Annotated in this window: 22 protein-coding genes; 13 read left to right on the top strand and 9 right to left on the bottom strand. The window is 73.9% G+C overall.

The genetic code is table 11. The annotated features are described in order from the left end of the window. The first annotated feature begins 97 nt into the window (after positions 1 to 97). Entirely contained in the window at positions 98 to 3,406 is a 3,309-nt protein-coding gene (locus tag ACZ6CZ_RS01320; RefSeq protein WP_469012906.1) for a S8 family serine peptidase, read from the top strand. A gap of 67 nt (positions 3,407 to 3,473) precedes the next feature. On the opposite strand, the gene ACZ6CZ_RS01315 is transcribed toward ACZ6CZ_RS01320, so the two are convergent. Further along, positions 3,474 to 4,310 (bottom strand): hypothetical protein, encoded by an 837-nt coding sequence (locus tag ACZ6CZ_RS01315; protein WP_469012899.1) that lies wholly within the window; start codon positions 4,308 to 4,310, stop codon positions 3,474 to 3,476. Position 4,311: 1 nt separating this feature from the next. Further along, a complete protein-coding gene (locus tag ACZ6CZ_RS01310; protein ID WP_469014351.1) occupies positions 4,312 to 4,875 on the bottom strand; it encodes a sigma-70 family RNA polymerase sigma factor in 564 nt (187 codons plus the stop codon). Positions 4,876 to 5,218: 343 nt separating this feature from the next. Between ACZ6CZ_RS01310 and ACZ6CZ_RS01305 the strand changes: the two genes are divergently transcribed. Further along, on the top strand, positions 5,219 to 6,244 hold the full coding sequence (locus tag ACZ6CZ_RS01305) for an aspartate-semialdehyde dehydrogenase (RefSeq protein ID WP_469012895.1): 1,026 nt from the start codon (positions 5,219 to 5,221) through the stop codon (positions 6,242 to 6,244). A gap of 121 nt (positions 6,245 to 6,365) precedes the next feature. On the opposite strand, the gene ACZ6CZ_RS01300 is transcribed toward ACZ6CZ_RS01305, so the two are convergent. Beyond that, a complete protein-coding gene (locus ACZ6CZ_RS01300; RefSeq protein ID WP_469012892.1) occupies positions 6,366 to 6,845 on the bottom strand; it encodes a DUF1203 domain-containing protein in 480 nt (159 codons plus the stop codon). Between the two features lie 112 nt (positions 6,846 to 6,957). Here ACZ6CZ_RS01300 and pepN point away from each other — a divergent pair, with 112 nt between their 5' ends. Further along, positions 6,958 to 9,546, top strand: coding sequence for an aminopeptidase N (gene pepN / locus ACZ6CZ_RS01295; RefSeq protein ID WP_469012888.1), 2,589 nt, complete (start codon positions 6,958 to 6,960; stop codon positions 9,544 to 9,546). Positions 9,547 to 9,646: 100 nt separating this feature from the next. Here the strand turns inward: pepN and ACZ6CZ_RS01290 are convergent, their stop codons facing one another. Next, a complete protein-coding gene (locus ACZ6CZ_RS01290; protein ID WP_469012883.1) occupies positions 9,647 to 10,636 on the bottom strand; it encodes an EamA family transporter in 990 nt (329 codons plus the stop codon). 157 nt (positions 10,637 to 10,793) lie between these two features. Here ACZ6CZ_RS01290 and ACZ6CZ_RS01285 point away from each other — a divergent pair, with 157 nt between their 5' ends. Further along, positions 10,794 to 11,351: a MarR family winged helix-turn-helix transcriptional regulator gene (locus ACZ6CZ_RS01285; RefSeq protein WP_469012880.1), complete on the top strand. Its 558-nt coding sequence runs from the start codon at positions 10,794 to 10,796 to the stop codon at positions 11,349 to 11,351. A 45-nt stretch (positions 11,352 to 11,396) separates the two neighbouring features. Here ACZ6CZ_RS01285 and ACZ6CZ_RS01280 read toward each other — a convergent pair whose 3' ends face one another. Beyond that, positions 11,397 to 12,875, bottom strand: a complete 1,479-nt coding sequence (locus tag ACZ6CZ_RS01280; protein ID WP_469012877.1) for an FAD-dependent monooxygenase — start codon at positions 12,873 to 12,875, stop codon at positions 11,397 to 11,399. Positions 12,876 to 13,043: 168 nt separating this feature from the next. On the opposite strand from ACZ6CZ_RS01280, the gene ACZ6CZ_RS01275 reads away from it, so the two are divergent. Continuing rightward, complete coding sequence (locus ACZ6CZ_RS01275; protein ID WP_469012874.1) at positions 13,044 to 13,643, top strand: TetR/AcrR family transcriptional regulator; 600 nt, start codon at positions 13,044 to 13,046, stop codon at positions 13,641 to 13,643. Between the two features lie 189 nt (positions 13,644 to 13,832). Here the strand turns inward: ACZ6CZ_RS01275 and ACZ6CZ_RS01270 are convergent, their stop codons facing one another. The 3 genes from ACZ6CZ_RS01270 to ACZ6CZ_RS01260 form a co-directional block, all read right to left on the bottom strand. Then, positions 13,833 to 14,126 carry a hypothetical protein gene (locus ACZ6CZ_RS01270; protein WP_469012872.1) on the bottom strand — a complete coding sequence of 98 codons (294 nt, stop codon included), beginning with the start codon at positions 14,124 to 14,126 and terminating at the stop codon, positions 13,833 to 13,835. 64 nt (positions 14,127 to 14,190) lie between these two features. Continuing rightward, the gene (gene malQ, locus ACZ6CZ_RS01265) at positions 14,191 to 16,275 is read right to left on the bottom strand and encodes a 4-alpha-glucanotransferase (RefSeq protein ID WP_469012869.1); all 2,085 of its coding nucleotides are present in this window, start codon (positions 16,273 to 16,275) and stop codon (positions 14,191 to 14,193) included. Beyond that, the gene (locus ACZ6CZ_RS01260) at positions 16,276 to 16,545 is read right to left on the bottom strand and encodes a hypothetical protein (protein ID WP_469012866.1); all 270 of its coding nucleotides are present in this window, start codon (positions 16,543 to 16,545) and stop codon (positions 16,276 to 16,278) included. Between the two features lie 212 nt (positions 16,546 to 16,757). Here ACZ6CZ_RS01260 and ACZ6CZ_RS01255 point away from each other — a divergent pair, with 212 nt between their 5' ends. Genes ACZ6CZ_RS01255 through ACZ6CZ_RS01245 form a run of 3 tightly spaced genes read left to right on the top strand, consistent with a single transcriptional unit; the run spans position 16,758 to position 19,377 of the window. Beyond that, entirely contained in the window at positions 16,758 to 17,291 is a 534-nt protein-coding gene (locus ACZ6CZ_RS01255; RefSeq protein WP_469012863.1) for a PadR family transcriptional regulator, read from the top strand. Beyond that, entirely contained in the window at positions 17,288 to 17,986 is a 699-nt protein-coding gene (locus ACZ6CZ_RS01250) for an ABC transporter ATP-binding protein (protein ID WP_469012859.1), read from the top strand. Before ACZ6CZ_RS01255 ends, ACZ6CZ_RS01250 begins: the two co-directional genes overlap by 4 nt. Then, the gene (locus ACZ6CZ_RS01245) at positions 17,983 to 19,377 is read left to right on the top strand and encodes an ABC transporter permease (protein ID WP_469012853.1); all 1,395 of its coding nucleotides are present in this window, start codon (positions 17,983 to 17,985) and stop codon (positions 19,375 to 19,377) included. The genes ACZ6CZ_RS01250 and ACZ6CZ_RS01245 overlap by 4 nt, the downstream gene beginning before the upstream one ends. 134 nt (positions 19,378 to 19,511) lie before the next feature. Here ACZ6CZ_RS01245 and ACZ6CZ_RS01240 read toward each other — a convergent pair whose 3' ends face one another. Next, on the bottom strand, positions 19,512 to 20,048 hold the full coding sequence (locus ACZ6CZ_RS01240) for an HNH endonuclease (protein WP_469012850.1): 537 nt from the start codon (positions 20,046 to 20,048) through the stop codon (positions 19,512 to 19,514). A gap of 306 nt (positions 20,049 to 20,354) precedes the next feature. Between ACZ6CZ_RS01240 and ACZ6CZ_RS01235 the strand changes: the two genes are divergently transcribed. The 5 genes from ACZ6CZ_RS01235 (at position 20,355) to ACZ6CZ_RS01215 (ending at position 26,159) form a co-directional block, all read left to right on the top strand. Continuing rightward, the gene (locus ACZ6CZ_RS01235) at positions 20,355 to 21,458 is read left to right on the top strand and encodes a mechanosensitive ion channel family protein (protein WP_469014350.1); all 1,104 of its coding nucleotides are present in this window, start codon (positions 20,355 to 20,357) and stop codon (positions 21,456 to 21,458) included. Positions 21,459 to 21,678: 220 nt separating this feature from the next. Further along, a complete protein-coding gene (locus tag ACZ6CZ_RS01230; protein WP_469012848.1) occupies positions 21,679 to 22,890 on the top strand; it encodes an ROK family transcriptional regulator in 1,212 nt (403 codons plus the stop codon). A gap of 84 nt (positions 22,891 to 22,974) precedes the next feature. Beyond that, positions 22,975 to 24,318 (top strand): ABC transporter substrate-binding protein, encoded by a 1,344-nt coding sequence (locus ACZ6CZ_RS01225; RefSeq protein ID WP_469012845.1) that lies wholly within the window; start codon positions 22,975 to 22,977, stop codon positions 24,316 to 24,318. Between the two features lie 3 nt (positions 24,319 to 24,321). Continuing rightward, the gene (locus ACZ6CZ_RS01220) at positions 24,322 to 25,263 is read left to right on the top strand and encodes a carbohydrate ABC transporter permease (protein ID WP_469012840.1); all 942 of its coding nucleotides are present in this window, start codon (positions 24,322 to 24,324) and stop codon (positions 25,261 to 25,263) included. A gap of 2 nt (positions 25,264 to 25,265) precedes the next feature. Further along, on the top strand, positions 25,266 to 26,159 hold the full coding sequence (locus ACZ6CZ_RS01215; RefSeq protein ID WP_469012834.1) for a carbohydrate ABC transporter permease: 894 nt from the start codon (positions 25,266 to 25,268) through the stop codon (positions 26,157 to 26,159). The last annotated feature ends 2 nt before the right edge of the window (positions 26,160 to 26,161 follow it).

Raw genomic sequence — 26,161 nt, 5'->3', positions numbered from 1 at the left:
CATTCATATCGATTCGGTCAACGGTCCGCCAAAAACCATCCTTTCGGTAAGGCTGAGCGGTCTCGTCCGCCCGTTCCTTTACCTACAAGGGATGCCGATGACCCACACCCCTGATCGTGACCCGATATCCGGCCCGAGACGCCTGACCCGCATGGCCGTGGCCGTGGGCGTGGTCGCCGCCCTGTCGGCGGCCGGCCCGGTGCCCGTGGCCCTGGCCGCGGACACGCCGTCCGCCACCGCCGACGCGGGTGTCAAGTCCGCCCACGACAAGCTCGGTTCGGACGACGCCGCACTGCTCGCCGACGCCAAGGCGGCCGGCGACAAGAACGTCACGATGATGATCGCCACCACCCCGGGCCGGACCGAGCAGGTCGCCGGCGAGCTGGACGCGGTCAAGGGCGGCCTGGTCGGCCGTACGTACGACAAGCTCGGTTACGTCCGGGCCACCGTCCCCACCCGCGCCGCGGACGCCGCCATCGCCGCCGCCGCCGACCTCACGTCGGTGCGCGCCATCGACCTGCGGCAGGAGATCAAGCTCGACGACCCGACGCCGAGCGCGGACACCGCCAAGGGCGCCCGGGGCGCGGGGTCGGCGGCCGCGTACGGAGGGCCGGGCAGGAACACCCCGGCCGAGAACCCGTACAACCCCTCCTTCGAGACGGGCGCCGTCGACTTCGTCCACGACCACCCGAAGGCGGACGGCCGGGGCGTCACCATCGGCATCCTCGACTCCGGCGTCGACCTCGGCCACCCGGCGCTGCGCACGACCACCACCGGCGAGCGGAAGATCGTCGACTGGGTCACCGCGACCGACCCGGTCTCCGACGGCGACGGCACCTGGCGGCGGATGACCACCGGCGTGAGCGGCCCCGGCTTCTCCATCACCACCGCCGCGCTGGGCAAGGAGACCTTCAAGGCGCCGGAGGGCTCGTACAAGTTCAACTACATGTACGAGTCCGCCACCACCGGCGGCGACATGAAGGGCGACCTCAACCGCGACGGCGACACCACCGACGCCTGGGGCGTGCTGTACGACGCGGCCACCGGCACCGTGCGCGTCGACACGGACGACAACCTCGACTTCACCGACGACACGCCGATGAAGCCGTACAAGGACGACTACCAGGTCGGCTACTTCGGCACCGACGACCCGTCGACCGACGTCGTCGAGCGCATCCCGTTCGTGGTCGAGATCCGCAAGGACGTCGTCTACAACTCGACGGGCAGCACGGCCGACTACGTCAACATCGGCGTCATCGAGTCCGAGCACGGCACCCACGTCGCCGGCATCACCGCCGCCCACGGCCTGTTCGGCGGGAAGATGAACGGCGCGGCCCCGGGCGCGAAGATCGTCTCCTCCCGGGCCTGCGCCTGGTCCGGCGGCTGCACCAACATCGCGCTCACCGAGGGCATGATCGACCTCGTCACCCACCGCGGCGTCGACATCGTCAACATGTCGATCGGCGGCCTGCCCGCGCTGAACGACGGCAACAACGCGCGCGCCGAGCTGTACACCCGCCTCATCGACACCTACGGCGTCCAGCTGGTCATCTCGGCCGGCAACGAGGGCCCCGGCGCCAACACCATCGGCGACCCCGGTCTGGCCGACAAGGTGATCTCGGTCGGCGCCGCCATCTCCAAGGAGACCTGGGCCGCGAACTACGGCTCCCAGGTGGAGAAGAAGTACGCGCTGCTGCCCTTCTCCTCGCGCGGCCCGCGTGAGGACGGCGGCTTCACGCCGACCCTGGTCGCCCCCGGCGCCGCGATCAACAGCACCCAGACCTGGCTGCCGGGCTCCCCGGTCGCCGAGGCGGGCTACTCCCTGCCGGCCGGCTACTCGATGCTCCAGGGCACCTCGATGGCCTCCCCGCAGGCCGCCGGCGCCTCCGCGCTGCTGCTGTCCGCCGCCAAGCAGCGGGGCATCGAGCTGACCCCCGCCACCCTGCGCACGGCACTGACCTCGACCGCCGACCACATCAAGGGCGTCCAGGCGTACGAGGAAGGCGCGGGCCGCATCAACATCGTGGACGCGTGGCGGTCCATCAGGGACGGCGCCACCGCCCACGACTACACCGTCAAGGCCCCGGTCGACACCGCGATCGACTACGCGCTGAAGACCCCGGGCTACGGCACCGGCCTCTACGACCGCGAGGGCGGCCTGAAGGCCGGGCAGCGCAGGACCTACGAGATCACCCTCACCCGCACCTCCGGTGACGACCGGGCGATCCGGCACGAGCTGCACTTCGAGAACAACGCCGGCGGGACCTTCCGGGTCCTCGGCGACGACGTCGTGAAGCTGCCGCTGAACCAGCCGGTCACCGTGAAGGTGCAGGCCGCGCCCGGCTCCGCGGGCGTCAAGAGCGCCATCCTCGAGGTCGACGACCCGAGGACCGAGGGCATCGACAAGCAGGTCCTCACCACGGTCGTGGTGGCGGCCGACGTGCACTACACCTACTCCGCGTCGGACTCGGTGCAGCGCAACAGCTCGCGGTCGTACTTCCTGACCGTGCCCGAGGGCGCGAAGGCGCTGGAGGTCGCGATCGGCGGGTTGGCGGACAAGAGCCAGACCCGCTTCATCGCCATCCACCCCTACGGCGTCCCGGTCGACGACACCGGCACCCCGTACTGCTACAACAACTACCTCGCCGGCAACGGCTGCAAGCCCGACGTGCGCGCGTACGCCGACCCGCAGCCCGGCGTCTGGGAGGTCGAGGTCGAGTCGCGCCGCACCTCGCCGCTGCTCGACAACCCCTACAAGCTGGACGTCACCGTGCTCGGCGCGGCCTTCGACCCGGAGACCGTGACCGTGCCCGAGGCCAAGGTCGGCGCCCCGGCCACCGTGTCCTGGAAGGTGACCAACGGGTTCGCCGCCCTCGACGGCAAGCTGACCGGCGGCCCGCTCGGCTCCTCGAAGACGGCCCGTCCCGCCGTCAAGGAGGGCGAGACGCAGACCACCACGGTCGAGGTCCCGGCCGGCGCCGAGTCCCTGGACGTGGCGATCGGCGGCGTCTCCGACACGGCCGCCGACCTGGACCTGACGGTGTACGACGCGAAGGGCACCCAGGTCGGGCAGTCCGCCGACGGCGACTCGGAGGAGGCGGTCTCCATCCCGTCGCCGGCCCCCGGCACCTACACCGTCGAGGTCGTCGGCTACTCGGTGCCCTCGGGCACCACCGACTACGACTACCGGGACGTGTTCTTCTCCTCCGCGCTCGGTGCCGTCACCGTCGACGGCTCGGCGCCGGTCAAGCTCGGCACGGGCGCCACGGCTACGGTGACCGCCCAGGTCACCGCGGCCGCCCAGGCCCCGGCCGGCCGGGAGTTCTTCGGCCGGGTCCAGCTGGTGAACGCGCGCGGCACGGTCGCGGGCCTCGGCAGCGTCACGATCGAGAAGGTCACGCCGTAACCACGGGGCGACGCGGCAGGGGGGCGGGTGTCCGGTGGACGCCCGCCCCCTTCGCGTCGCAGCCCGCTCAGCCGGACGGGCAGGCGGTGGGCCCCGGCGTCGCGGTGATCCGGGCCCGGGCCGCGGCCACCGGCGCGTCGCCCACCGCCCACAGGCCGGCCAGCCGCTCGCCCGGGGCCACACCGGCCAGCACGTGCCGGCCGACGCGCGGCCGCGGTGCCGTGTCGTCCCCGAGGAGGAGCGTCACCTCGGACGGGCCGTGCGCGGGCCGGTAGTACCGGGCGACGCGCACCACGACCCGGGTCACGTGCCCGTCCCGCCGCTCCACCCGGGCCACCGTGCCCTCCACGACCAGCCGGGCGCAGGACGGTTGCAGCTCCGGGGCGCGCCCCGGACCGTCCGCCGAGGCGGAACCGGAGGCGGAGGTGCCGGTGTCGGCGGCCTTGGCGTCGCTGGAGGCGTCCGCCTGCCCGCCGCCGCCCGCGTGCGTCAGGACCCAGCCGAACCCCGCGACCAGGGCGAAGGCCCCGGTGGCGGCCAGCGACCCCAGCGCGACGCGCACGGCCCGGCGGCGGCCGCTGGGCCTCCCGGGGCGCGGCGGGTTCTTCGGACGCCTGGCGGCGCCGGGCCGTGCGGCACGGACCGGTTCCGCCGCGGTCGGCGCCGACGGCCGTGCGTCCGCCCCGGTCGGCGCGTCTGCGGTCGGCGTGTCCCCGGTCAGCGCGTCCGCGATCAGCGCCAGCTGCTCCCGCAGCAGCGCCACGTCCTCGCGCGCCGCCCGGTGCTCGGCGGCGAAGGCGGCGTCCCGGCGGGCCTCCGGCGGCACGGGGTCGCCGGTGATCGCCGCCATCAGCGCGTCCACGCCGTCGTACCGGCCGGACGGCTCCTCGTGTTCGGCGGTCACGTCACACCACCTCGTCCTCGTGCAGGCGGTCGCGCAGGGCGCGTACCGCCGTGTGCAGCCTGCTCTTGACCGTGCCCTCCGGTATGCCCAGCTCCTCGGCGATCGCGCGCACCGGCAGATCGGCGAAGAAGCGCAGCACCAGGACCTGGCGCTGGCCGTCGGGCAGCTCGTCCAGCCCCCGGGCGACGGCGAGGGAGAGCAGGCTGGCCTCCTCGCCCGAGCTGTCGGCGGGCTGGCGCAGCGACGCCAGCCGCTCCCCCAGCCGCTCATGGCGCCGCTTGGCCCGGTGCCAGTCCATGGCGAGGTTGGAGGCGACGACGGCCGCCCACGCCGAGACGTCCCGCGGCGCCTGCTCCCCCTTCGCGGCCCGCTCCAGCAGCCGCAGGCGGACCTGCTGCACCCCGTCCGGCAGGTCCGCCTGCGGCACTCCGCCGAGTGCCAGCACCGCTCGCACCCGGCGTTCCTGGGCCGCGTCCAGCGGATCGTCCCCGGCCCGGCCGGCCCGCCCGGACCGTTCCGTACCGGCGTACGCCCGCTGGTCGCGGCGCGCCCTTCCGCGCAGCACAAGCCACCCCCTCACGCTTTTCCCCTACGACGCCGCAGGCACCGGGAACGTTCGGCCCCGGTGCGCCCCGCCCGGCCGAGGCGTACGTCACACCCTCGTGTGCAGGGTGCCGCGACGGGCAGGGGCCGGGCAGCACAGCTTGCGGCGCTGGGCGCCCGCGGAGGGAACAATTGCAGCTCACCGGGGGTGCGGACGGAAGCCCGGGAACCGGACGGCGGCGCCGGGTGTCCCACTCCTCGGGCCGGCTCGGCAAAGAATTGGACACGCGGACCGGGGTCGGCCGCATGATGGGAAGGCTGCGGCCGAGCAGCGCAGCCGCGAAGAACACGCAGAGGGAGTCGCCGTGAGGGTCGGAATCGTCGGAGCCACCGGTCAGGTCGGCACGGTCATGCGCAGGATCCTCACCGAGCGCGCCTTCCCGGTGACCGAGCTGCGGCTGTTCGCCTCGGCCCGCTCGGCCGGCACCGAGCTGGACGGCGTGACCGTGGAGGACGCCTCCACGGCCGACTACACGGGCCTGGACATCGTGCTGTTCTCGGCCGGCGGGGCGACCTCCCGGGCACTGGCCGAGAAGGTCGCCGCCCAGGGTGCCGTCGTGATCGACAACTCCTCGGCCTGGCGGCGGGACCCCGAGGTGCCGCTGGTGGTCTCCGAGGTCAACCCGCACGCCGTCGCCGACCGCCCCAAGGGCATCATCGCCAACCCCAACTGCACCACGATGGCCGCGATGCCGGTGCTGAAGCCGCTGCACGCGGAGGCCGGCCTGGAGGCCCTGGTCGTCGCCACCTACCAGGCGGTGTCCGGCTCGGGCCTCGCAGGCGTGGCGGAGCTGCACGGCCAGGCGCGGAAGGTCGTCGCCGACGCCGACCGGCTCACCCACGACGGCTCGGCGGTGGAGTTCCCCGAGCCGGAGGTCTACAAGCGCCCGATCGCCTTCAACGTGCTGCCGCTGGCGGGCTCGATCGTCGACGACGGTCTGAACGAGACCGACGAGGAGCAGAAGCTGCGCAACGAGTCGCGCAAGATCCTGGAGATCCCCGACCTGAAGGTCTCCGGCACCTGCGTGCGCGTCCCGGTGTTCTCCGGCCACTCCCTCCAGGTCAACGCCCGCTTCGCCCGCCCGCTCTCCCCGGAGCGCGCGACCGAGCTGCTCGGCGGCGCCCCGGGTGTGGCCCTGACCGACATCCCGACCCCGCTCCAGGCGGCCGGCCAGGACCCGTCCTACGTGGGCCGCATCCGCCGCGACGAGACGGTCGAGCACGGCCTGGCGCTGTTCGTCTCCAACGACAACCTGCGCAAGGGCGCCGCGCTGAACGCGGTGCAGATCGCGGAGCTGGTGGCGGCGGAGCTGACCGCGAAGGCCCGGTAGTCCGGTGAACGGTCCGCTCCGGCCCCCGGCGAGGGGCGCCCGGAGCGGCGGCGAGGGGCGGTCACGTACGCGTGACCGCCCCTCGCGCGTGCCCGCCCGCGCCGTGGCGGGCCGGGAGGTCTCAGGCGGGGCGCCGGACCTCGTACAGGAAGCAGCCGTACTCCACCGCCCGCACGTGGACCAGCGCCACCTCCGGGTCGGCGAAGGCCTCCGCGAAGGCGGCCGGGTACTGGGCCGCGCCCTCGACCAGGCGGCCGCCGAGGATGCGCCCGTCGGCGGAGTAGCGGCGCACCGTGCGGTGGGTGTGGGTGAAGGGCAGTCCGTCGGCCTCCGGGCCGGGGCAGTCCCCGGCGTGGATGAAGACGGGGCCCTGCTCGTCGTAGGGGCCCGGGCGGGCGCCGGTGCGGGCCGCCCAGCGGCGCAGCGGGGCGTAGGAGACCAGGGCGATGCGCTCGCCCGGCCGGCTGCGGCCCAGGCAGCAGCGCAGCGGCGCCCCGCCCTCCTCGTCCGTGACGGGCACCGTGGGGCGCCCCGCGTCGTCCTCGGAGCGCAGCTCCTTCAGGGCGGCCGGGTCGATGGGCAGTGCGGTGTAGGTCGTCATGGGCCCAGCCTGGCGCGCGCCGAGCCCGCCGACCGGCGGGAACCGGACATCGCGCTCCCTCCGGCTCGCATGGAAGGATGTCGCAACCCACACATAACGAGGAGATGACCGCGTGCCTGGCACAAACCTGACTCGCGAAGAGGCGCAGCAGCGGGCGGAGCTGCTCACCGTTGACTCGTACGAGATCGATCTCGACCTCTCCGGCGCGCAGGAGGGCGGTACCTACCGGTCCGCGACCACGGTGCGCTTCGACGTCGCCGCGGGCGGCGGCGCGTCCTTCATCGACCTGGTGGCCCCGGCGGTCCACGAGGTCACGCTCAACGGCGACCCGCTCGACCCGGCCGAGGTCTTCCAGGACTCCCGGATCGCGCTGCCGGAGCTGCTGGAGGGCCGCAACGTGCTGCGCGTGGTCGCGGACTGCGCCTACACCAACACCGGTGAGGGGCTGCACCGCTTCGTCGACCCGGTCGACGAGCAGGCGTACCTGTACACCCAGTTCGAGGTGCCCGACGCCCGCCGCGTCTTCGCGTCCTTCGAGCAGCCCGACCTGAAGGCGACCTTCCAGTTCACCGTGCGCGCGCCGGAGGGCTGGACCGTCATCTCCAACTCGCCGACGCCCGAGCCGCAGGACAACGTCTGGACGTTCGCGCCGACGCCGCGGATCTCGTCGTACGTCACCGCGCTGATCGTCGGCCCGTACCACAGCGTGCACAGCGTGTACGAGAAGGACGGGCAGAGCGTCCCGCTGGGCATCTACTGCCGCCCCTCGCTCGCCGAGTTCCTCGACTCGGACGCCATCTTCGAGGTGACCCGGCAGGGCTTCGACTGGTTCCAGGAGAAGTTCGCCTACGCGTACCCGTTCCAGAAGTACGACCAGCTGTTCGTGCCGGAGTTCAACGCGGGCGCGATGGAGAACGCGGGCGCGGTGACCATCCGCGACCAGTACGTCTTCCGCTCGAAGGTGACGGACGCGGCCTACGAGGTGCGGGCGGAGACGATCCTGCACGAGCTGGCCCACATGTGGTTCGGCGACCTGGTCACCATGGAATGGTGGAACGACCTGTGGCTGAACGAGTCGTTCGCCACCTACACGTCGATCGCCTGCCAGGCGTCCGCGCCCGGCTCGCGCTGGCCGCACGCGTGGACGACGTTCGCCAACTCGATGAAGACCTGGGCCTACCGGCAGGACCAGCTGCCCTCCACGCACCCGATCATGGCCGAGATCCGCGACCTGGACGACGTCCTGGTCAACTTCGACGGCATCACCTACGCCAAGGGCGCCAGCGTCCTGAAGCAGCTGGTGGCCTACGTCGGCGAGGACGCCTTCTTCGCGGGCGTGCAGACCTACTTCAAGCGGCACGCGTACGGCAACACGCGCCTGTCGGACCTGCTGGGCGCCCTGGAGGAGACCTCCGGCCGTGACTTGAAGACCTGGTCGCAGAAGTGGCTGCGGACGGCCGGCATCAACATCCTGCGCCCGGAGATCGAGACGGACGCCGCGGACTCGGACGGGGTCGTCACCTCCTTCGCCGTCCGCCAGGAGGCCCCGGCGCTGCCCGCCGGCGCCAAGGGCGAGCCGACGCTGCGCCCGCACCGCATCGCGGTCGGCCTGTACGACCTCGACCCGGCGAGCGGCAAGCTGGTGCGCACCGACCGCGTCGAGCTGGACGTGGACGGCGAGCTGACGGCCGTGCCGCAGCTGGCGGGCCGGCGCCGGCCGGACGTGGTGCTGCTCAACGACGACGACCTGTCGTACGCGAAGGTCCGCCTGGACGAGCGGTCGCTGGCCTTCGTCACCGAGCACCTCGGCGACTTCGAGTCCTCCCTGCCGCGCGCCCTGTGCTGGGCGTCCGCCTGGGACATGACCCGGGACGGCGAGCTGGCCACCCGCGACTACCTGTCGCTGGTGCTGTCCGGCATCGGCAAGGAGTCCGACATCGGTGTCGTGCAGTCGCTCCAGCGGCAGGTGAAGCTGGCCGTCGAGCTGTACGCCGACCCGGCCGCCCGCGAGGCCCTGCTCACCCGCTGGACCGACGCCACGCTGGCCCACCTGCGGTCCGCCGAGGCGGGCGGCGACCACCAGCTGGCCTGGGCGCGGGCGTTCGCGGCGACCGCGCGCACGCCGGAGCAGCTGGACCTGCTGGAGGCGCTGCTGGACGGCTCGCAGACCGTCGAGGGCCTGGCCGTCGACACCGACCTGCGGTGGACGTTCGTGGAGCGCCTGGCGGCGGTCGGCCGCTACGACGAGGCGGAGATCGCCGCGGAGTACGAGCGCGACCGGACCGCCGCCGGTGAGCGGCACGCCGCCACCGCCCGCGCCGCCCGGCCGACGGCCGAGGCGAAGGCGGAGGCCTGGGCGTCGGTGATCGAGTCCGACAAGCTGCCGAACGCCGTGCAGGAGGCGGTCATCGGCGGCTTCGTGCAGACCGACCAGCGCGAGCTGCTGGCGCCGTACGCGGACCGGTACTTCGAGGTCCTCAAGGACGTCTGGGACTCCCGTTCGCACGAGATCGCCCAGCAGATCGCGATCGGCCTGTACCCGGCGATCCAGGTCTCCGAGGAGACCCTGGCCCGCACGGAGGCCTGGCTGGCCTCCGCGCAGCCCGGCGCGGCCCTGGCCCGCCTGGTCTCGGAGTCCCGCGCGGGCGTCGAGCGGGCGCTGCGCGCCCAGGCGGCGGACGCGGCGGCGGCCACCCGGTAGCGGCCCGCCCGGCCGCGGGCAGATCACGAGGGCGAGGGCGCCCGGCATCGCGCCGGGCGCCCTCGCTCGTCGTGCGCCGCCCCGGCAGGGCCGGCGGGGCCTACCGCGGCACCGCGCCGCCCGCCAGGCCGGCGGTGTCCTTCCGCGTGACGTGGCCTGCGGAGCCGAGCGGTCGGCGCCGGGGCCGCCGCCCGCCCAGTTGCCCGGCGAGCGTGGCGCCGAAGGTCAGCGCCAGGCCGGCCAGCTGCACGGGCGTCAGCGTCTGGCCGAGGGCGATCCAGCCGACGACGGCCGCGGTGAGCGGGGACAGCGGGCCGAGGAAGCCGACCTGGGTCGCGGTGAGCCGCCCGATGCCCCGGAACCACAGCCAGTAGGCGAGCGCCGTGTTGGCCAGGGCGAGGTAGAGGTAACCGCCCACCGCGGACGCGTCCAGCGCGGGCGGCGCGCCCTCGGCCAGGAAGGCGACGGGGGCGATCAGCAGCCCGCCCGCGGTGAGCTGCCAGCCGGTGAGGGCGAGCGGACCGACCCCCTCGGGGCGGCCCCAGCGCTTGGTCAGCACCGTGCCGGTGGCCATGGACGCCGTGGAGGCGAGCGCCGCCAGCACGCCGACGGCATCGAGCGCGCCGGCGCCCCGCAGCACCACCAGGCTGACCCCGAAGGCGGCCAGGACCCCGGTGAACAGGGTCCGCGCGGTGGGCCGCTGCCCGAGCAGCAGCGCCGAGAGGCCGACGACGAACAGCGGCCCCACCGAGCCGACCACCGCCGCCATCCCGCCGGGCAGCCGGTACGCCGACACGAACAGCAGCGGGAAGAAGGCGCCGATGTTCAGCGCGCCCAGCACCGCCGCCTTCGCCCACCAGGTGCCGCGCGGCAGCACCCGGGTGAGGGCGACGAGCAGCAGCCCGGCGGGCAGGGCCCGCACCAGGGCGGTGAACAGCGGACGGTCCGGCGGCAGGAAGGCGGTGGTGACGGCGTAGGTGGTGCCCCAGGAGATGGGTGCCAGGGCGGTGAGCACGGCGGCGAAAGCGGGCCCGCCGGCGATGCCGGTGACGCGGGTACGGCTGGTGCGGGTACGGCTGGTGGCGGCCATGGGCTCCATGGGAGAGGCCTTCCGGGAGGTGGATGGACCTGGACGGTACGGAAGTAGCTTAGCGGTAAGCTACTTACTGTCAACCTACTTACTTGCGATCTAGTTGCTCCCGATCCAGTTGCTTGCGGGTGATCCGGCCCGGGCGGATACTCGACGCATGGAGCAGGCCGATGAACAGCGCGGGACTGAGCAGCGCGGAGCTGAGCAGCGCGGGGACGAGCAGCGCCGGGACCCCGTCGACGCGATCGTCGAGCAGTGGGCGGAGGTACGGCCCGACCTCGACACCAGGGCGATGGAGGTGTTCGGGCGGATCTTCCGGCTCTCGCGCGCGATGGGCGACCGGATGGAGAAGGCCTATGAGCCCTACGGCATCTCCCGCGGCGAGTTCGACGTGCTGGCCACCCTGCGCCGCACCGGCGCTCCCCACACCCTCTCGCCGCGGCAGCTGTCGGCCACGCTGATGCTCACCACGGGCGGCATGACCGGCCGCCTGGACAAACTGGAACGGGCCGGGCTGCTGCGCCGCTCCCCCGACCCGCACGACCGCCGCGGCCTCCAGGTCACGCTCACCGAGCAGGGGCTGCGGCTGATCGACGAGGCGGTCGGCGCCGGCCTGACGCAGCAGCGCGACGCGCTGTCCGGCCTGGACGACGAACAGGCCGGCCGCCTGGCCGACCTGCTGCGCGACCTGCTGCGCACGACCGCCGCCGGCTAGGACGCGGGACGGTCCGGAGGGCGCCGCCGGACACGCGGACCGGTGTCAGGGCCGCGCCCCCAGGTGCCGCTCCAGCGCCGCCTCGACGGCCGCGGGGCCGGCGGTGTCGGCCGCCCAGGCCACGTATCCGTCGGGGCGCACCAGGACGGCCGTACGGCGGTCGCTCGCCCAGTGCGCCGTGGCCAGCCGGCCGGAGCGGTCCGCCGCGGCGCCCTGGCCCTGCCCGGTGATCAGCACGAACCGTCCGCCGCGCAGGGCCTCGTACAGGCGGCCGCCGCCGGCCAGCCGGACGTCCGGGACGCGGGTGCCGGTGAGGCGGTGGGCGCCGCGCGGGGCGCGGTAGCGGTAACCGATGCCGGTAACCTGCCCGACGGCGGCGCGGCGGACGGGGCCGACGGTGTCCAGCACGGTGGTGAGCGCGGCCCGCGCCGCCAGCGTCCAGGGCCGCTTGGCCATGGCGAGCCGGACGATCCCGCCACTGCTGCGCAGCACCGCCCGGCCGACGGGGTGGCGCTCGGCCTGGTAGCTGTCGAGCAGCTCCGGGTCCGCGTGCCCGGCGACGACGGCGGCCAGCTTCCAGCCGAGGTTGGCCGCGTCCTGGAGGCCGGTGTTCATGCCCTGCCCGCCGGCCGGCGAGTGCACGTGGGCGGCGTCGCCCGCCAGGAAGACCCGGCCGGCCCGGTAGGCGGGGGCCTGGCGCTCATCACTGTGGAACCGGGACATCCAGCGGGGGTCGTGCATCCCGAAGTCCCGGCCCAGGGCCGTCCGGGTGATCTCCCTGACCTCGTCCAGCCCGACCGGCTCGTGGTCGGGCACGTCGTGGCCGCGGTGCCAGCAGATCACCCGGTGGTAGCCGTCGCCGAAGGGGGCGAGGAAGGCGAAGGCGTCCCCGACGGCGTTGACGGTCAGCAGGGTCTCGGGCGGCTCGGCGAGCAGGACGTCGGCGAGGACCACGGAGCGGATCACCGAGCGGCCCGGGAAGGGCAGCCCGACGGCGTCCCGCACGGCGCTGCGCATACCGTCGGCGCCGACGACGTACGCGGCCCGCAGGCGCTCGGTGCCGCCGCCGGGGACGGTGACCTCGGCCGTGACGCCGTCCGGGTCCTGGGTGAGGCCGGTCAGCCGCGTCTCGTGGCGGAACTCGGCGCCCGCCTCGACCGCCCGGCGCTCCAGGACCTTCTCCACCTCGTACTGCGGCAGCACGAGCAGGTGCGGGAACCGGGAGGGGAGGGTGTCGAGGCGGAGGGTGAGCCGGCCGAACAGGCGCAGCGCGTCGAGCGGGCGGCCCACCGCCTCCAGGTCGTCGGCGAGGCCGCGGGCGTCGAGTTGTTCCAGGGTGCGGGCGTGCAGGACGAAGGCGCGGGAGAGGTTGCTGATCCGGTCGGGCCGCTTCTCCACGACGGTGACCGGCACGCCGGCGGTGGCGAGGTCACCGGCCAGCAGGAGCCCGGTGGGACCGGCGCCCACGACGACGACACGCGGGGTGGCGGCGGACGGGGCGGGGGTGGCGGGAGTGGCGTTCATGAGGGCCTCCGGGGTGCCGGTGCGGGGGCGACGAGGTCGGTGCCGACGCGTGGTAGCCAACGCTTGTGTGCCAACGGTCGTTGTCAACGCTTGTTGGCAACGTTAGGCGCCGCTCCGCCGGGAAGTCAACACTTGTTGGCCTACGACTGTTGGCATACGCTCGCCGCCATGAACGACGCCATGAACGACGGCTCCAGTACACCGGCACCGGCGGGCGCGCGCCGCTCCGACGCCACCCGCTCCGCGATCCTCACCGCGGCCCGCGAACGCTTCGCCGCCGACGGCTACGAGCGGGCCACCATCCGCGCCGTCGCCCGGGACGCGCGGATCGACCCCTCGATGGTGATGCGCTACTTCGGCAGCAAGGACGGCCTGTTCGCCGCGGCCGTCGCACTCGATCTGCGGCTGCCGGACCTGGGCGCGCTGCCGCGCGAGGAGGTGGGGCGCGCCCTGGTCGGCCACTTCCTGGACCTGTGGGAGGCGAACGAGGAGCTGACGGCCGTGCTGCGGGTCGGCGTCACCAACGAGGCCGGTGCCGAGCGGCTGCGGGACATCTTCCGGGAGCAGCTGCTGCCGGTGGCCCGGCAGGTGTGCCCCGACCCGGAGCAGGTGCCGGCGCGGGCCGCTCTGTGCGCCGGGCAGTTGCTCGGAACCGCGCTCACCCGGTATGTGCTGCGCCTGCCGCCGGCCGTGGAGCTGACCCGCGGGGAGCTGGTGGCCTGGCTCGGACCCGCCGTGCAGCGGTACCTGACCGCGCCGAGCCCTTGACCCCGGCCCGGGTCACCCCGCCACCCGAGCCTCCGCTCCGCCCGGCCCCCCGGCGCCGTGGACACGCCGAGGGCGCCGGCCTCCCCGCCGTACGGAGTGTGCGTGTCGGTGCACGCGTCCGTACGGCCGGAGGGGCCGGCGCCCTCGCGGTCGGCAGCGGTGACCGGTCAGCGGCCGGTCAGCGGGCCGTCAGGCCTTCGTCGTCCGGGACTCGGCCTGCTCCTCGCCCTTGATGACGATGTTCGACGTGGTGTCGTCGTGCTTGGCCCGGGACTTGTCCAGCGCCATGACCAGCCCGGTGATGATCGCGAACAGGGCCAGCGGGGCCAGGACGTAGAGACCCAGCGTCTCCACGACGCTCAGGCCGTGGCCGGGGTCGTCGCCGTCGTCGCGGGTGAGCGTGTTGCAGGACGACATCAGCAGCATCATCAGCGTCGTACCGGCGACCAGGCTGCCGGAGCGCAGGGCGTTCTTCTTGTCCACGGTGCCAAGTTAGCGAACGGCCGAACGGGGCGCGCGCCCGGGGTGCCGTACGGGCACCCGGCGCTCACTCCGCGCCGTCGCCGTCCCCCTCTCTCAGTACGTCCAGCAGCGCCCGCAGCCGGGGTGACGCCGCGAGGTCCTCCAGGGCCACCGGCCGGCCCTCGGCGTCGGCGACGGGCAGGCGCCAGTTGGGGTACTGGTCCCAGGTGCCGGGGAGGTTTTGCGGGCGACGGTCGCCGACGCCGTCCGGGAGCCAGACGCCGATCATGCGGGCCGGGGTGCGCAGCAGGAAGCGGTGCACGGCCTGGATCTCGGCCTCCTCGGTGGCGTCCCGGAGCAGTCCGAGCCGGGTGAGGACGGCCAGCCACTCCGCGGTGTCCGCCGCGGCCTCGGCGCGTTCCTCGGCGGCGGGGCGGGTCAGCAGCCCGAGGCTGTCGCGCAGTTCGACGTGCTCGCCGCCCAGCCGGGCGGCGGTGGGCGGCAGGTCGTGGGTGGTGGCGGTGGCCAGGCAGTCGGCCCGCCACGCCTCGGGCGGCAGGGGGTCGCCGCCGCCCGCCCAGTCCCGCTCGAACCACAGCACCGAGGTGCCGAACACGCCGTGGCGCTGGAGCCGTTCGCGCACGCCGGGCTCGACCGTGCCCAGGTCCTCGCCGATCACCACGGCACCGGCCCGGGAGGCCTCCAGGGAGAGCAGCGCGAGCATGGCGTCGGCGTCGTGGCGGACGTAGGCGCCCTCCGTGGGCGGCCGGCCCTCGGGCACCCACCAGAGCCGGAACAGGCCCATGACGTGGTCGATGCGCAGGGCACCCGCGTAGCGGAACAGGGCGCGCAGCAGGTGGCGGTAGGGGGCGTGGCCGGAGGCGGCCAGGCGGTCGGGGCGCCAGGGCGGCAGCCCCCAGTCCTGGCCGCGGGCGTTGAAAGCGTCGGGCGGGGCGCCGACCGACATGCCGGCCGCGAAGTACTCCTGCTGCGCCCAGGCGTCCGCGCCCCCCGGGTGCACGCCGACGGCCAGGTCGTGCACGATCCCGACGGGCATGCCGGCCTCGCGGGCGGTGCGCTGGGCGGCGGTGAGCTGGGTGTCGGTGAGCCAGGCGAGCCGGCAGTGGAACTCGACGCGGTCGCCGAGCGCGGCCCGGGCGCGGGCGGTCTCCGGGGAGCGGGGGTCGCGCAGGCCCGCGGGCCACCGGTGCCAGTCGGAGCCGTGCGTCTCGGCGAGCGCGCACCAGGTGGCGTGGTCGCGCAGGGCCTCGCCGGCCTCCGCGACGAAGGCGTCGTAGGCGGCCTGCCGGCCCGGCCCGAGCGGTACCCGCAGCACCGGCTCCAGCGCCTCCCGCTTCAGCTCCCACACCGCGTCCCGGTCGATGAGGGCGCCCTTGTCGAGGACGTCCGCGCGCAGCCGGTCGGCCCGCTCCAGCAGGGTGCGGACGGTGTCGGCATCCCGGTCGTCGAGGTAGGCGTACTCGGGGACGTCCTGCACCCGCAGATAGACGGGGTCGGGGAAGCGCCGGGAGGAGGGCCGGTAGGGGGAGGGGTCGGTGGGGGCGCCGGGCACGGCCGCGTGCAACGGGTTGACCTGCACGAATCCGGCGCCGGCCGAGCGGCCGGCCCACCCGGCCAGCTCGGCGAGGTCACCGAGGTCGCCCATGCCCCAGGAGCGCCGGGACAGCAGGGAGTACAGCTGGACGAGGAGGCCGTAGGAGCGTCCGGCGGGGGCGGGCAGCCGGTCCGGGGCGACGATCAGGTGGCTCTCGGCGGCGCGCCCGTCGGGGGCGGCGGCGCTCACCCGGTGCACGCCGGGCGGCAGTTCCCCGGGCCGTGGCGGCCCGGTCAGGGTTCCGCCCTGCTCGAGACAGACGGTGACCCGGGTGCCGGACGGCAGGGCGGCCAGGGCGGCGGGCACTTCGGCGGTGGTGCCGGTCCAGTGCACGACGGTCGGCGGCAGCAGCCGGGTCCGCAGCTCGCGCTCCCGGTCGGCGAGGGCGGCGCGGACGGCGTCGGGGCCGCTCGCGTCGACGCCGAGGGCGGCCAGGACGGCGACCACGGCGGCGGCGGAGGCGGCGACCGTGCGGTCCGCGGACGGCTGGTAGGAGGTGGCGACACCGTGCAGCCCGGCGAGCCGGGACAGCTCCTCGGTGAGGGGTTCGCTCATCTACGACTCCGCGCCGTGGAAGTCGGCGACGGGGTCGGCCTCGCTGGTCAGCGCGGCGGCGTCGGCCAGCGGCGGCTCACTGGTCAGCGGCTCGGCGTCCGGCAGCGGCGGCTCGCTGGTCAGCGGCACCTCGGTACCGGCGCTCTCGGAGCCGAGGGCGCCCGGCCGCGGTCCGGGAACGGAGGCGGGGGCGGAGGCCGCGGCGGGGGCGGACGGCTCCGCCGGAGGTTCGGACGGGTCGGGGAACGGAAGGTGAGCCGCTACGGCCACGAGGCCTCCTCGGGGTTTCGGTCCTGTGGGCGGGTCAGGGCAGGCCTACCCCGATGACGCGGCGGCACGCACCGGGGCGGGGTGCACAGGGGTACCCCGGACTTCCGCCGGGACTCATCCGGAAGCGGTTTCGAGATCACCGGTCACGATCACACCACTCGAACCACGATCACTATTCACTCAGTACATGTATCGAGTGCATAATGATCCGCATGAGCACCCGGCACATCCTCCTGGGGCTGCTCGCGGCGGGGCCGAGCCATGGCTACGACCTCAAGCGACGCCACGACGAACGATTCCCGCAGGCCAGGCCCCTGGCCTACGGGCAGGTCTACACCACGCTGCAACGCCTGGTCCGCGACCGTCTCGCGGAGGTCGACGGCACCGACGCCGACGGCGGCCCCGAACGCACCCGGTACCGCTCGACCGACGCCGGTGCGCAGGAGCTGGCGCGGTGGGCGGGCGAGATCGCCCCTCCGGCGCCGTTCGTGGTGAACGAGATCTTCGCCAAGGTCGTCGTCTCGATCCTGTCCGGCGGCGACCCGGCCGCCTACCTCCACGCCCAGCGCGCGGCACACATGGCGCGGATGCGGGAACTGACCGCCCTCAAGACCGCCCCGGACTCCGACCTGGCGACCGTGCTCTCGGCGGACTACGCCCTCAACCACCTCGACGCCGACCTCCGCTGGATGCACACCACGGCGGCCCGGCTGACCACTCTGACCGCGGAGGTCGACACAGCATGAGCCACACGGCGCAGACCCCGGTGCCGCTCCTTGCGGCCCGGGACCTGGTCAAGGCGCACGGCAGGACACCCGCGCTGCGCGGTGCCTCGCTCGACCTGCGGGCCGGCGAGATTCTCGCCGTGACGGGAACCAGCGGCAGCGGCAAGTCGACGCTGCTGCACTGCCTGGCCGGGATCGTCCGCCCGGAGGGCGGCTCGGTCACCTACGCCGGGCAGCGGCTCGACCGGCTGCCGGAAAAGCGGCTGAGCGAGCTGCGCCGCACCGACTTCGGCGTGGTCTTCCAGTTCGGGCAGCTGATCCCCGAGCTGACGGCCGTGGACAACGTGGCGCTGCCGCTGATGCTGGCCGGAACCGGCCGCGCGGACGCCCGGGAACGGGCCGGGGAGTGGCTGGAGCGGTTCGGGGTGCGCGGGCAGGAGGCGCTGCGGCCGGGCGAGATGAGCGGCGGCCAGGCCCAGCGGGTCGCGCTCGCCCGGGCGCTGGTGACCGGCCCGGCGGTGGTCTTCGCCGACGAGCCCACGGGCGCGCTGGACTCGCTGGCGACCGAGCAGGTGATGACCACCCTGGCGCACGCCGCCCGCGACGCGGGCACCGCCGTGCTGCTGGTCACGCACGACGCCCAGGTGGCGGCGTACGCCGACCGCGAGGTGCGGCTGAGCGACGGCGCCGTGGCGCCGGCGGGGGTGGCGGCATGACGCGGCGCGGGCACGACGGCGCCCGGGGCGGCGCGGTGGCGGCCGACGTCCGGCTCGCCTGGCGGCTCACCCGGGGCTCGGACCGGCAGGAGTGGTGGCGGGTCGCGCTGACCGCGGTGGGGGCCGCGACGGCGACCGGGTTCGCCCTCGCGGCCGTCGCGCTGGCCTCCCTGCGGGGCTATCACCGGGTGTCCTTCGGACACGGGCTGCTGGACGGGCCGGGCACCCGCTCCGGGGTCGTCGTCAGCCTGCTGCTCCTGCTCGTACCGGTGCTGGGGTTCCTCGGGCAGAGCGCCCGGATCGGCGCCGTGCACCGCGACCGGCGGCTGGCCGGGCTGCGGCTGGCGGGCGCCACCCCGGCCCAGGTGCGCCGGATCGCCGGGCTGGAGACGGGGCTCGCCTGTCTGCTGGGCTCCGCCTGCGCGACCGCGGTCGCGGTCCCGGTGCTGCTCGGGGTGTGGGCGGGACCGACCGCCTGGACGTGGACCGGGACCGTACTGGTCCTGCTGGGCGTGCCGGTGCTGGGCGCGGTGGCGAGCGCGCTGGCGCTGCGCCGGGTGGTGGCCTCACCGCTCGGCCACGTGCGCAGGGTGCGGCCGGCCGGCGGGCGGGGTCCGGGGCTGCTGTTCGCGGGCGGTGTCGTGGCCGTGCTGGTGCTGGCGCTGCTGGCCGGCGGCAGCCGCTCCGGCGCCGGCCGGGAGCGGCTGCCGCTGACGGTGTTCGGCCTGGTCGTCGCGGTCGGCGCGGGCACGGTGTGGCTGGCCGGCGGCACGGCCCGGCTGGTCGGGCGGTCGCTGGCCGCCCGGGCCCGTACGGCGGCGACGCTGATCGCGGCGGAACGGCTGCGCGACGACCCCTGGGCGGCGGCCCGGACGCACGCGGCGGTGCTGCTGGTCACGGTCGTGGGCACCGGTTTCGTCGGGGTGCGGCGGACGCTCCTGGCCGACCTGCACGCCATGCGCTCCGAGCACCGGCTCGGCACGGACATCACCTTCTACACGACCGGCATCGACCTGACGGCCGCCGCGATCGCCGTCGCCCTCGCCATCACCCTGTCCGGTCTGGCCGTCGGGACCGCCGAGTCGCTGGCCGGCCGGCGCCGCGGGCTGGCCGCCCAGGTGGCCGCCGGGGTCCCGCGCGCGGTGCTCGGCCGGGCGCTGCTGCTGGAGACGGCGCTTCCCCTGGCCCCGGCGCTGCTGCTGGCGGGCGCGGGCGGCATGGCCGTCGGCGTCTGGTACGGGGCGGTGGCCGGGGAGCACGCGGTGCGGAGCGTGCCGTACGCCGCGCTGCTGGTCCCGGTGGGCGTGTACGCGTGCTGTCTGCTGGCGGCGGCCACGTCGCTGCCGCTGCTGCGCCGCTCGGTGCACCCGGCCCAGCTGCGCTACACCTGACGCGCCGGTCCGCTCCGGGGGCGCGAGGGGACTCCCGGAGCCGGCCGGCCCGGCCGCGCCCACGGCGCGTCGTCCCCCGGCGCGCGCCCCTTCCGCCGGCGCGCGCCCGCGGCGCCATGCGAAAGCCCGGACCGTCAGGCGGAGATGCCGTCGATCCGGGCCATGGCGTCCTCCGCGCCGTACGGCTGCAAGTAGGGCAGCCAGCGCGGGTCCCGGTGCCCGGTGCCGATGATGCGCCAGGCCAGACCGGTGGGCGGAGCCGGTTTGTGGCGCAGCCGCCAGCCGATCTCGAAGAGGTGGCGGTCGGCCTTGACGTGGTTGCAGCGGCGGCAGGACGCCACCACGTTGTCCCAGACGTGCTGACCCCCGCGACTGCGCGGGATGACGTGGTCGACGCTGGTTGCGACGCCACCGCAGTACATGCACCGGCCGCCGTCACGGGCGAACAGCGCCCGCCGGGTGAGCGGAACGGGCCCGCGGTAGGGGACCCGCACGAATCGCTTGAGCCGGACCACGCTGGGTGCGGGGAGTGTCACGGTTGCGCTGTGCATGAAGGCGCCGGACTCCTCTAGGCAGACTGCCTTGTTCTCCAGAACGAGGATGAGCGCGCGGCGGAGCGGTACGACGCCGAGGGGCTCGTACGACGCGTTGAGGACCAGGACATGCGGCACGGATGCCTCCTTGGGCGTCGGCGGCGCGTGGCTGGCGCCGGGACGATCTGCAGCCAGTCTCCCCTCTTGCCTGGTGAACGCGCCACCATGTCCCGGTAACGGGCTGGGAGTGTTTTCGACCACACCCGGTTCGTCCCCCGGCCGCGACCTGTTCGGGCCCGGGTGAGCCGGGTCTCTTCGGCGCCGGATCGCACGGGGCACCCCCGCTGCCCCGTTAGTGTGTTTGTCCTGCCCGTCCGGTGACCTTTCCGTGACCTTGACGCCTTGACCGCCCCGCCGGACGGGCTGCACCTGGAGGTACCTGCCGTGTCCTTGCCCGCCGTCCGCTCGGCCGCCGGTGCCTCGCCGACGCCGTCCCCCTCGGGGTCGACCGCGCCGGCGGTCCCCTCGCTCCAGGACGCCCAGGACAGCGCGACGAACGCCGCGAGCTGGGTCGAGCAGAACTGGTCGACGTGGCTCGCCATCGGTCTGCAGATCCTGCTGATCGTGGTGATCGCCGGGGTGCTGCGGGCGGTGGTGCGGCGGTCGATCACCAAGCTGATCGACCGGATGAACCGCACCGTCCAGGCGGTGGACGGCACGGCGCTGGGCGGGCTGCTGGTCAACGCCGAGCGGCGGCGTCAGCGCTCGCAGGCCATCGGCTCGGTGCTGCGGTCGGTGGCCAGCTTCGCGATCCTCGGCACCGCCGCGCTGATGGTGCTGTCCACCTTCAGGATCAATCTGGCCCCGCTGCTGGCCTCCGCCGGTGTCGCCGGTGTGGCGATCGGCTTCGGCGCCCGCAACCTGGTCACGGACTTCCTCTCCGGTGTGTTCATGATCCTGGAGGACCAGTACGGCGTCGGTGACACGATCGACGCGGGTGTCGCCTCCGGCGAGGTGATCGAGGTCGGGCTGCGGGTGACCAAGCTGCGCGGCGACAAGGGCGAGATCTGGTACGTCCGCAACGGCGAGGTCAAGCGCATCGGCAACCTCTCGCAGGGCTGGGCGACGGCGGGCGTGGACGTGACCGTCAGGTCCTCCGAGGACCTGGACCGGGTCAAGGCGACCCTCGACGAGGTCGCCGAGAAGATGACCAAGGAAGAGCCCTGGAACGAGCTGCTGTGGAGCCCGGTCGAGGTGCTGGGCCTGGAGAGCGTCCTGATCGACTCGATGGTCGTGCGCATCTCGGCCAGGACCATGCCGGGCAAGTCGGTGCCGGTCGAGCGCGAGCTGCGCTGGCGGGTCAAGCGCGCCTTCGACGCGGCCGACATCCGCATCGTCGGCGGTGCGACGGCCGTCGTGGACGCGGAGGAGGCCACCGACCCCACGTCCACCGTCGCCGCCCCCTCGGCCTACGCCAACGCCGACTCCCCCCAGACGGCCGCCGCCACCCCCCTCACCCCCCAGCGCACCTCGCCGCCGGGGAAGTAGCGGAGCGGGTCACGGGACCGGCGCCGGCCCCCGGGTAACGACTCCGTTGCCCGGGGGCCGGTCCGCTGCCGGTCTCTTGACGCCTGCTTCGCCACGGCTTACGTTCCTCCCACGCGGTTAGGAAGGTTTCCTAACAGTGGCTGGTGGCCGGTGGCCTCGCTGGACGTGGCGGGGCGGTCGCTGGGAAGCTGGGCAGCCGGAAAGGCAGGTGTCGACCCGCATGGCAGGAACCGCCGGTACGCCGGGCACCCCGCGCGTCCTGCGCGCCATGAACGACCGCGCCGCGCTGGACCTCCTGCTGGAGCACGGCCCGCTGTCCCGTACCCGGATCGGCAAGCTCACCGGCCTGTCCAAGCCGACCGCCTCCCAGCTGCTGGCCCGGCTGGAGGCGGCCGGGCTGGTCCGGGTCACCGGCACCAGCGAGGGCAGCCCGGGCCCCAGCGCCCAGCTGTACGCGGTCGACCCGGGCGCCGCCCACGCCGCCGGCCTCGACGTCACCCCGGGCCGCATCCGGGCCGCGGTCGCCGACGTCACGGGCCGGACGGTGGGCGAGTTCGAGCTGCCCACGCCCGGGCGGCGCCCCGCCCGGCCCGTCGTCCAGCTGGTCACCGACGCCCTGGACGGCGCGGTGAAGGCCGCCGGACTCACCCGGGCCGACGTCCACCGGCTGGTCATCGCCACCCCCGGCGCCTTCGACCCCACCACCGGCCGTCTGCGCTACGCCTCCCACCTGCCCGGCTGGCACTCCCCCGCGCTGCTCGACGAACTCGCCGCCGCGCTGCCGATGCCCGTGGAGTACGAGAACGACGTCAACCTCGTCGCCCTGGCCGAACAGCGGCTCGGCGCGGCCCGCGGGCACGGCGACTTCGTGCTGCTGTGGAACCAGGAGGGCCTGGGCGCCGCCCTGGTCCTCGGCGGGCGGCTGCACCGGGGCTGGACCGGCGGCGCCGGCGAGGTCGGCTTCCTGCCGGTGCCGGGCGCCCCGCTGGTGCGTCAGGTGACCAGGGCCAACAGCGGCGGCTACCAGGAGCTGGCCGGCTCCCAGGCGGTGCCGAGGCTCGCCCGGGAGCTGGGCATCACCGACGTGCCGGGCGGCCCGTACGCCGAGGCCGCCGCCGCACTCGTGGCCAGGGCCGCCGACCACGCCGGCGGCCCGTACCGGGAGCTGCTGCGGGCCTACGCGACCCGGCTGGCCACCGGTCTCGCCTCCCTGGTGTCCGTCCTCGACCCCGAGCTGGTCGTGCTCAGCGGCTCCGCCCTGACCGCCGGCGGCGAGGTGCTGCGCGCCCTGGTCCAGGCCGAGCTGGCGGAGCTGGCGGCGGCCCGCCCGCGGCTGGTGCTCGCCGGCGTCCGCGAACACCCCGTGCTGCGCGGCGCCCTGGAGAGCGCGCTGGCCGCCACCCGCGACGAGGTCTTCGACACCTCCCGCTAGTACCCCCGTCCCTCCCGCCAGTACTCACCGCCCGTCCCTTACGCCCCACCCCTCTCGCCCACCCCGTCCCCGGGAGACCTCGCCATGCCCGACGTCATACCGTCCGCCGTCCGAAAGACGGCTTTTGCCCTGACCGCGTCGCTGGCCCTGCTCACCACCGCCTGTACCGGGCAGTCCGGCTCGGGCGCCACGGACGACCCGTCGAAGGACACGACGATCGCCTTCTGGCACGCCTGGAGCGCGCCGAACGAGGTGAAGGCGGTCAGGTCGCTGGTCGCCGGCTTCGAGAAGGCCCACCCCACCATCCACGTGAACGTCGTCGGCAACATGACCGACGACAAGATCAACCAGGCGCTGCGCTCCGGCGGCAGCAACTCCCCGGACGTCATCTCCTCCTTCACCACCAACAACGTGGGCAAGTTCTGCTCCTCCGGCGCGCTCGTCGACCTCAACCCCTTCTTCGGGAAGGCGGGGATCGACCCGGCGACGACGTTCCCGAAGGCGATGAACGAGTACACCCAGTTCGACGGGAACCGCTGCACGGTCCCGCTGCTGGGCGACGCGTACGGGCTGTACTACAACCGGACGGCGTTCCGGAAGGCGGGCATCGCGCACCCGCCGAAGACGTGGTCGCAGTTCGCGGCGGACGCGGCCAAGCTGACGATCCGGCAGGGCGACGGCTACCGGCAGCTCGGGTTCATGCCGGACTACCACGGCTGGGAGTCCACCACCGAGCACTACTTCGCGCAGTTCTCGCCGTCCTACTTCCGCGCCGACGGCGCGTCCGCCCTCGCCACCGACCCGGCGTTCGAGAAGGGCTTCACCCTCCAGAAGAAGCTCGTCGACGACCTCGGCGGCTTCCGCAGGCTGGAGAGGTTCCGAGCCACGCTCGGCGACGAGTGGGGCCCCAGGCACCCCTTCCACACCGGTCAGGTCGCCATGCAGCTCGACGGCGAGTGGCGGCTCGGGATGGCCGAGGAGGCCCACCCGGACTTCGAGATCGGGGTCGCCCCGCTGCCCGTGCCGGACGACCAGGCCGACCAGTACGGCAAGGGCTACCTCACCGGCACCGTCGCCGGCATCGCCGCCACCAGCCACAAGCAGAACGCGGCCTGGGAACTGGTGAAGTACATGACCACGGACACGGACGCGGTGGTCGGCTTCGCCAACGCCATCCACAACGTGCCCTCCACCCTGAAGGCGCTGAAGTCCCCGAAGCTGACCTACGACCCGCGGTTCAAGACGTTCCTGGACATCGCCGCCGACCCGCACTCCACCACGACACCCGCCTCGATCAACGGCGGTGTGTACCTGGTGACGATCCAGCAGTTCGGCTACGACTACGAGAGCGGCAAGGTCACCGACCTCAAGGCCGGGCTGCGCAGGACGGCCGCGCAGATCGACACGGACATCGCGCAGGCGAAGTAGCCGATGACCACCGTCACCCTCGCCTCCAAACGCCGCCGGGCGGCGCTGCGCACGGCCGCCTTCATGTCCCCCTGGCTGATCGGCTTCGCCGTCTTCTTCGCCTACCCGCTCGTCTCGACGGTCTATTTCTCCTTCATGCACTACGACGGCTTCCGGCCACCGGTGTTCAGCGGCGGGAAGAACTGGACGTACGTCTTCACGCACTACCCGCTGTTCTGGCCCGCCCTGCGCAACACCCTGTGGCTGGTCCTGGTCGCGGTGAGCCTGCGGGTGGTCTTCGGCCTGGGCATCGGCATGCTCATCACCAAGATCAAAACGGGTACCGGCGTCTTCCGCACCCTGTTCTACCTGCCCTACCTGGCCCCGCCGGTCGCGGCCACCATGGCGTTCGCGTTCCTGCTCAACCCGGGCACCGGCCCGGTGAACTCACTGCTGGAGAAGGCCGGCATCCCCGCGCCGGGCTGGTTCAACGACCCCGGCTGGTCCAAACCCGCGCTGACCCTGCTGGCCCTGTGGGGCATCGGCGACCTGATGGTCATCTTCATGGCCGCGCTGCTCGACGTGCCGGCCGAGCAGTACGAGGCGGCCGAGCTGGACGGCGCGTCGGCCTGGCAGCGGTTCCGGTACGTCACGCTGCCGCACATCTCGCCGATCGTGATGTTCGCCGTCGTCACCGGCGTGATCCAGACCATGCAGTACTACACCCAGCCGCTGATCGCCGGGAAGGTCGCCTCCGGAGTCATCCAGGGCGCGGGCACCCAGTTCGAGCCCGGCTACCCGGACAAGTCCACGCTCACCCTCCCCCAGCTCGTCTACAACCTCGGCTTCCAGCGCTTCGACTACGGCTCCGCGTGTGTCGTCGCCCTCGTCCTCTTCGCCCTGTCCATGGCGTTCACCGCGTTGCTGATGCGGCGCCGGGGCGGTCTCATCCAGGCAGGTGACTGAGCATGGCCCAGGTACTCGACCCGCCGGTGCGCGCCCGTGCCGCCGTCTCCCCCGCCGAGCGCACGGCCCGGCGCCGGACGCTGCTGGAGTGGATCGCGGTGCACTCCCTCGGCGTGGCGGCCGCGCTCTTCTTCACGCTCCCCTTCGTGTTCGTGGTGCTCACCTCGCTGATGAGCGACAGCCAGGCCCTCAGCCGGGATCTGGTCCCCGACACCTGGCAGTGGGGCAACTACCGCCAGGTATTCACCACTCCGGGCTTCCTCACCTGGTGGAAGAACACGCTGATCTACGCCGGCCTCGGCACCGCGCTGACGGTCGCGTCGTCGGTCCCGGTGGCGTACGCGCTCGCCCACTTCCGCTTCCGGGGCCGCAACCTGTCACTCATGCTGGTGATCTCGATGATGATGCTGCCGCCGCAGGTGATCATCATTCCGATGTATCTGTTCTGGGCGAAGCAGCTGGATCTGTCGGGCACGCTGTGGCCGCTGATCGTCCCGATGGCGTTCGGCGACGCGTTCTCCGTCTTCCTGCTGCGCCAGTTCCTGCTGACGATCCCGGCCGAGTACCTGGACGCGGCGAAGGTCGACGGCTGCGGTGACCTGCGCACCCTGCTGAAGGTGGTGCTGCCGATGGCCAGGCCGGGCGTCGCGGCCGTCGCCCTCTTCCAGTTCTTCTACGCCTGGAACGACTACTTCGGCCCGCAGATCTACGCCTCCGAGAACCCCGGCGCCTGGACCCTCAGTTACGGCCTGGAGTCCTTCAAGGGCGCGCACCACACCGACTGGAACCTCACCATGGCCGCCACCGTGCTGGTCATGGCCCCCGTGATCCTCGTGTTCTTCTTCGCCCAGAAGGCGTTCGTCGAGGGCGTCACGCTCACCGGAGTGAAGGGTTGACC

It is taken from the genome of Streptomyces sp. NPDC041135 (assembly GCF_055592085.1).
The sequence above is the reverse complement of the archived record's forward strand: the minus strand, read 5'-3'. Positions and strand labels throughout refer to the sequence as shown.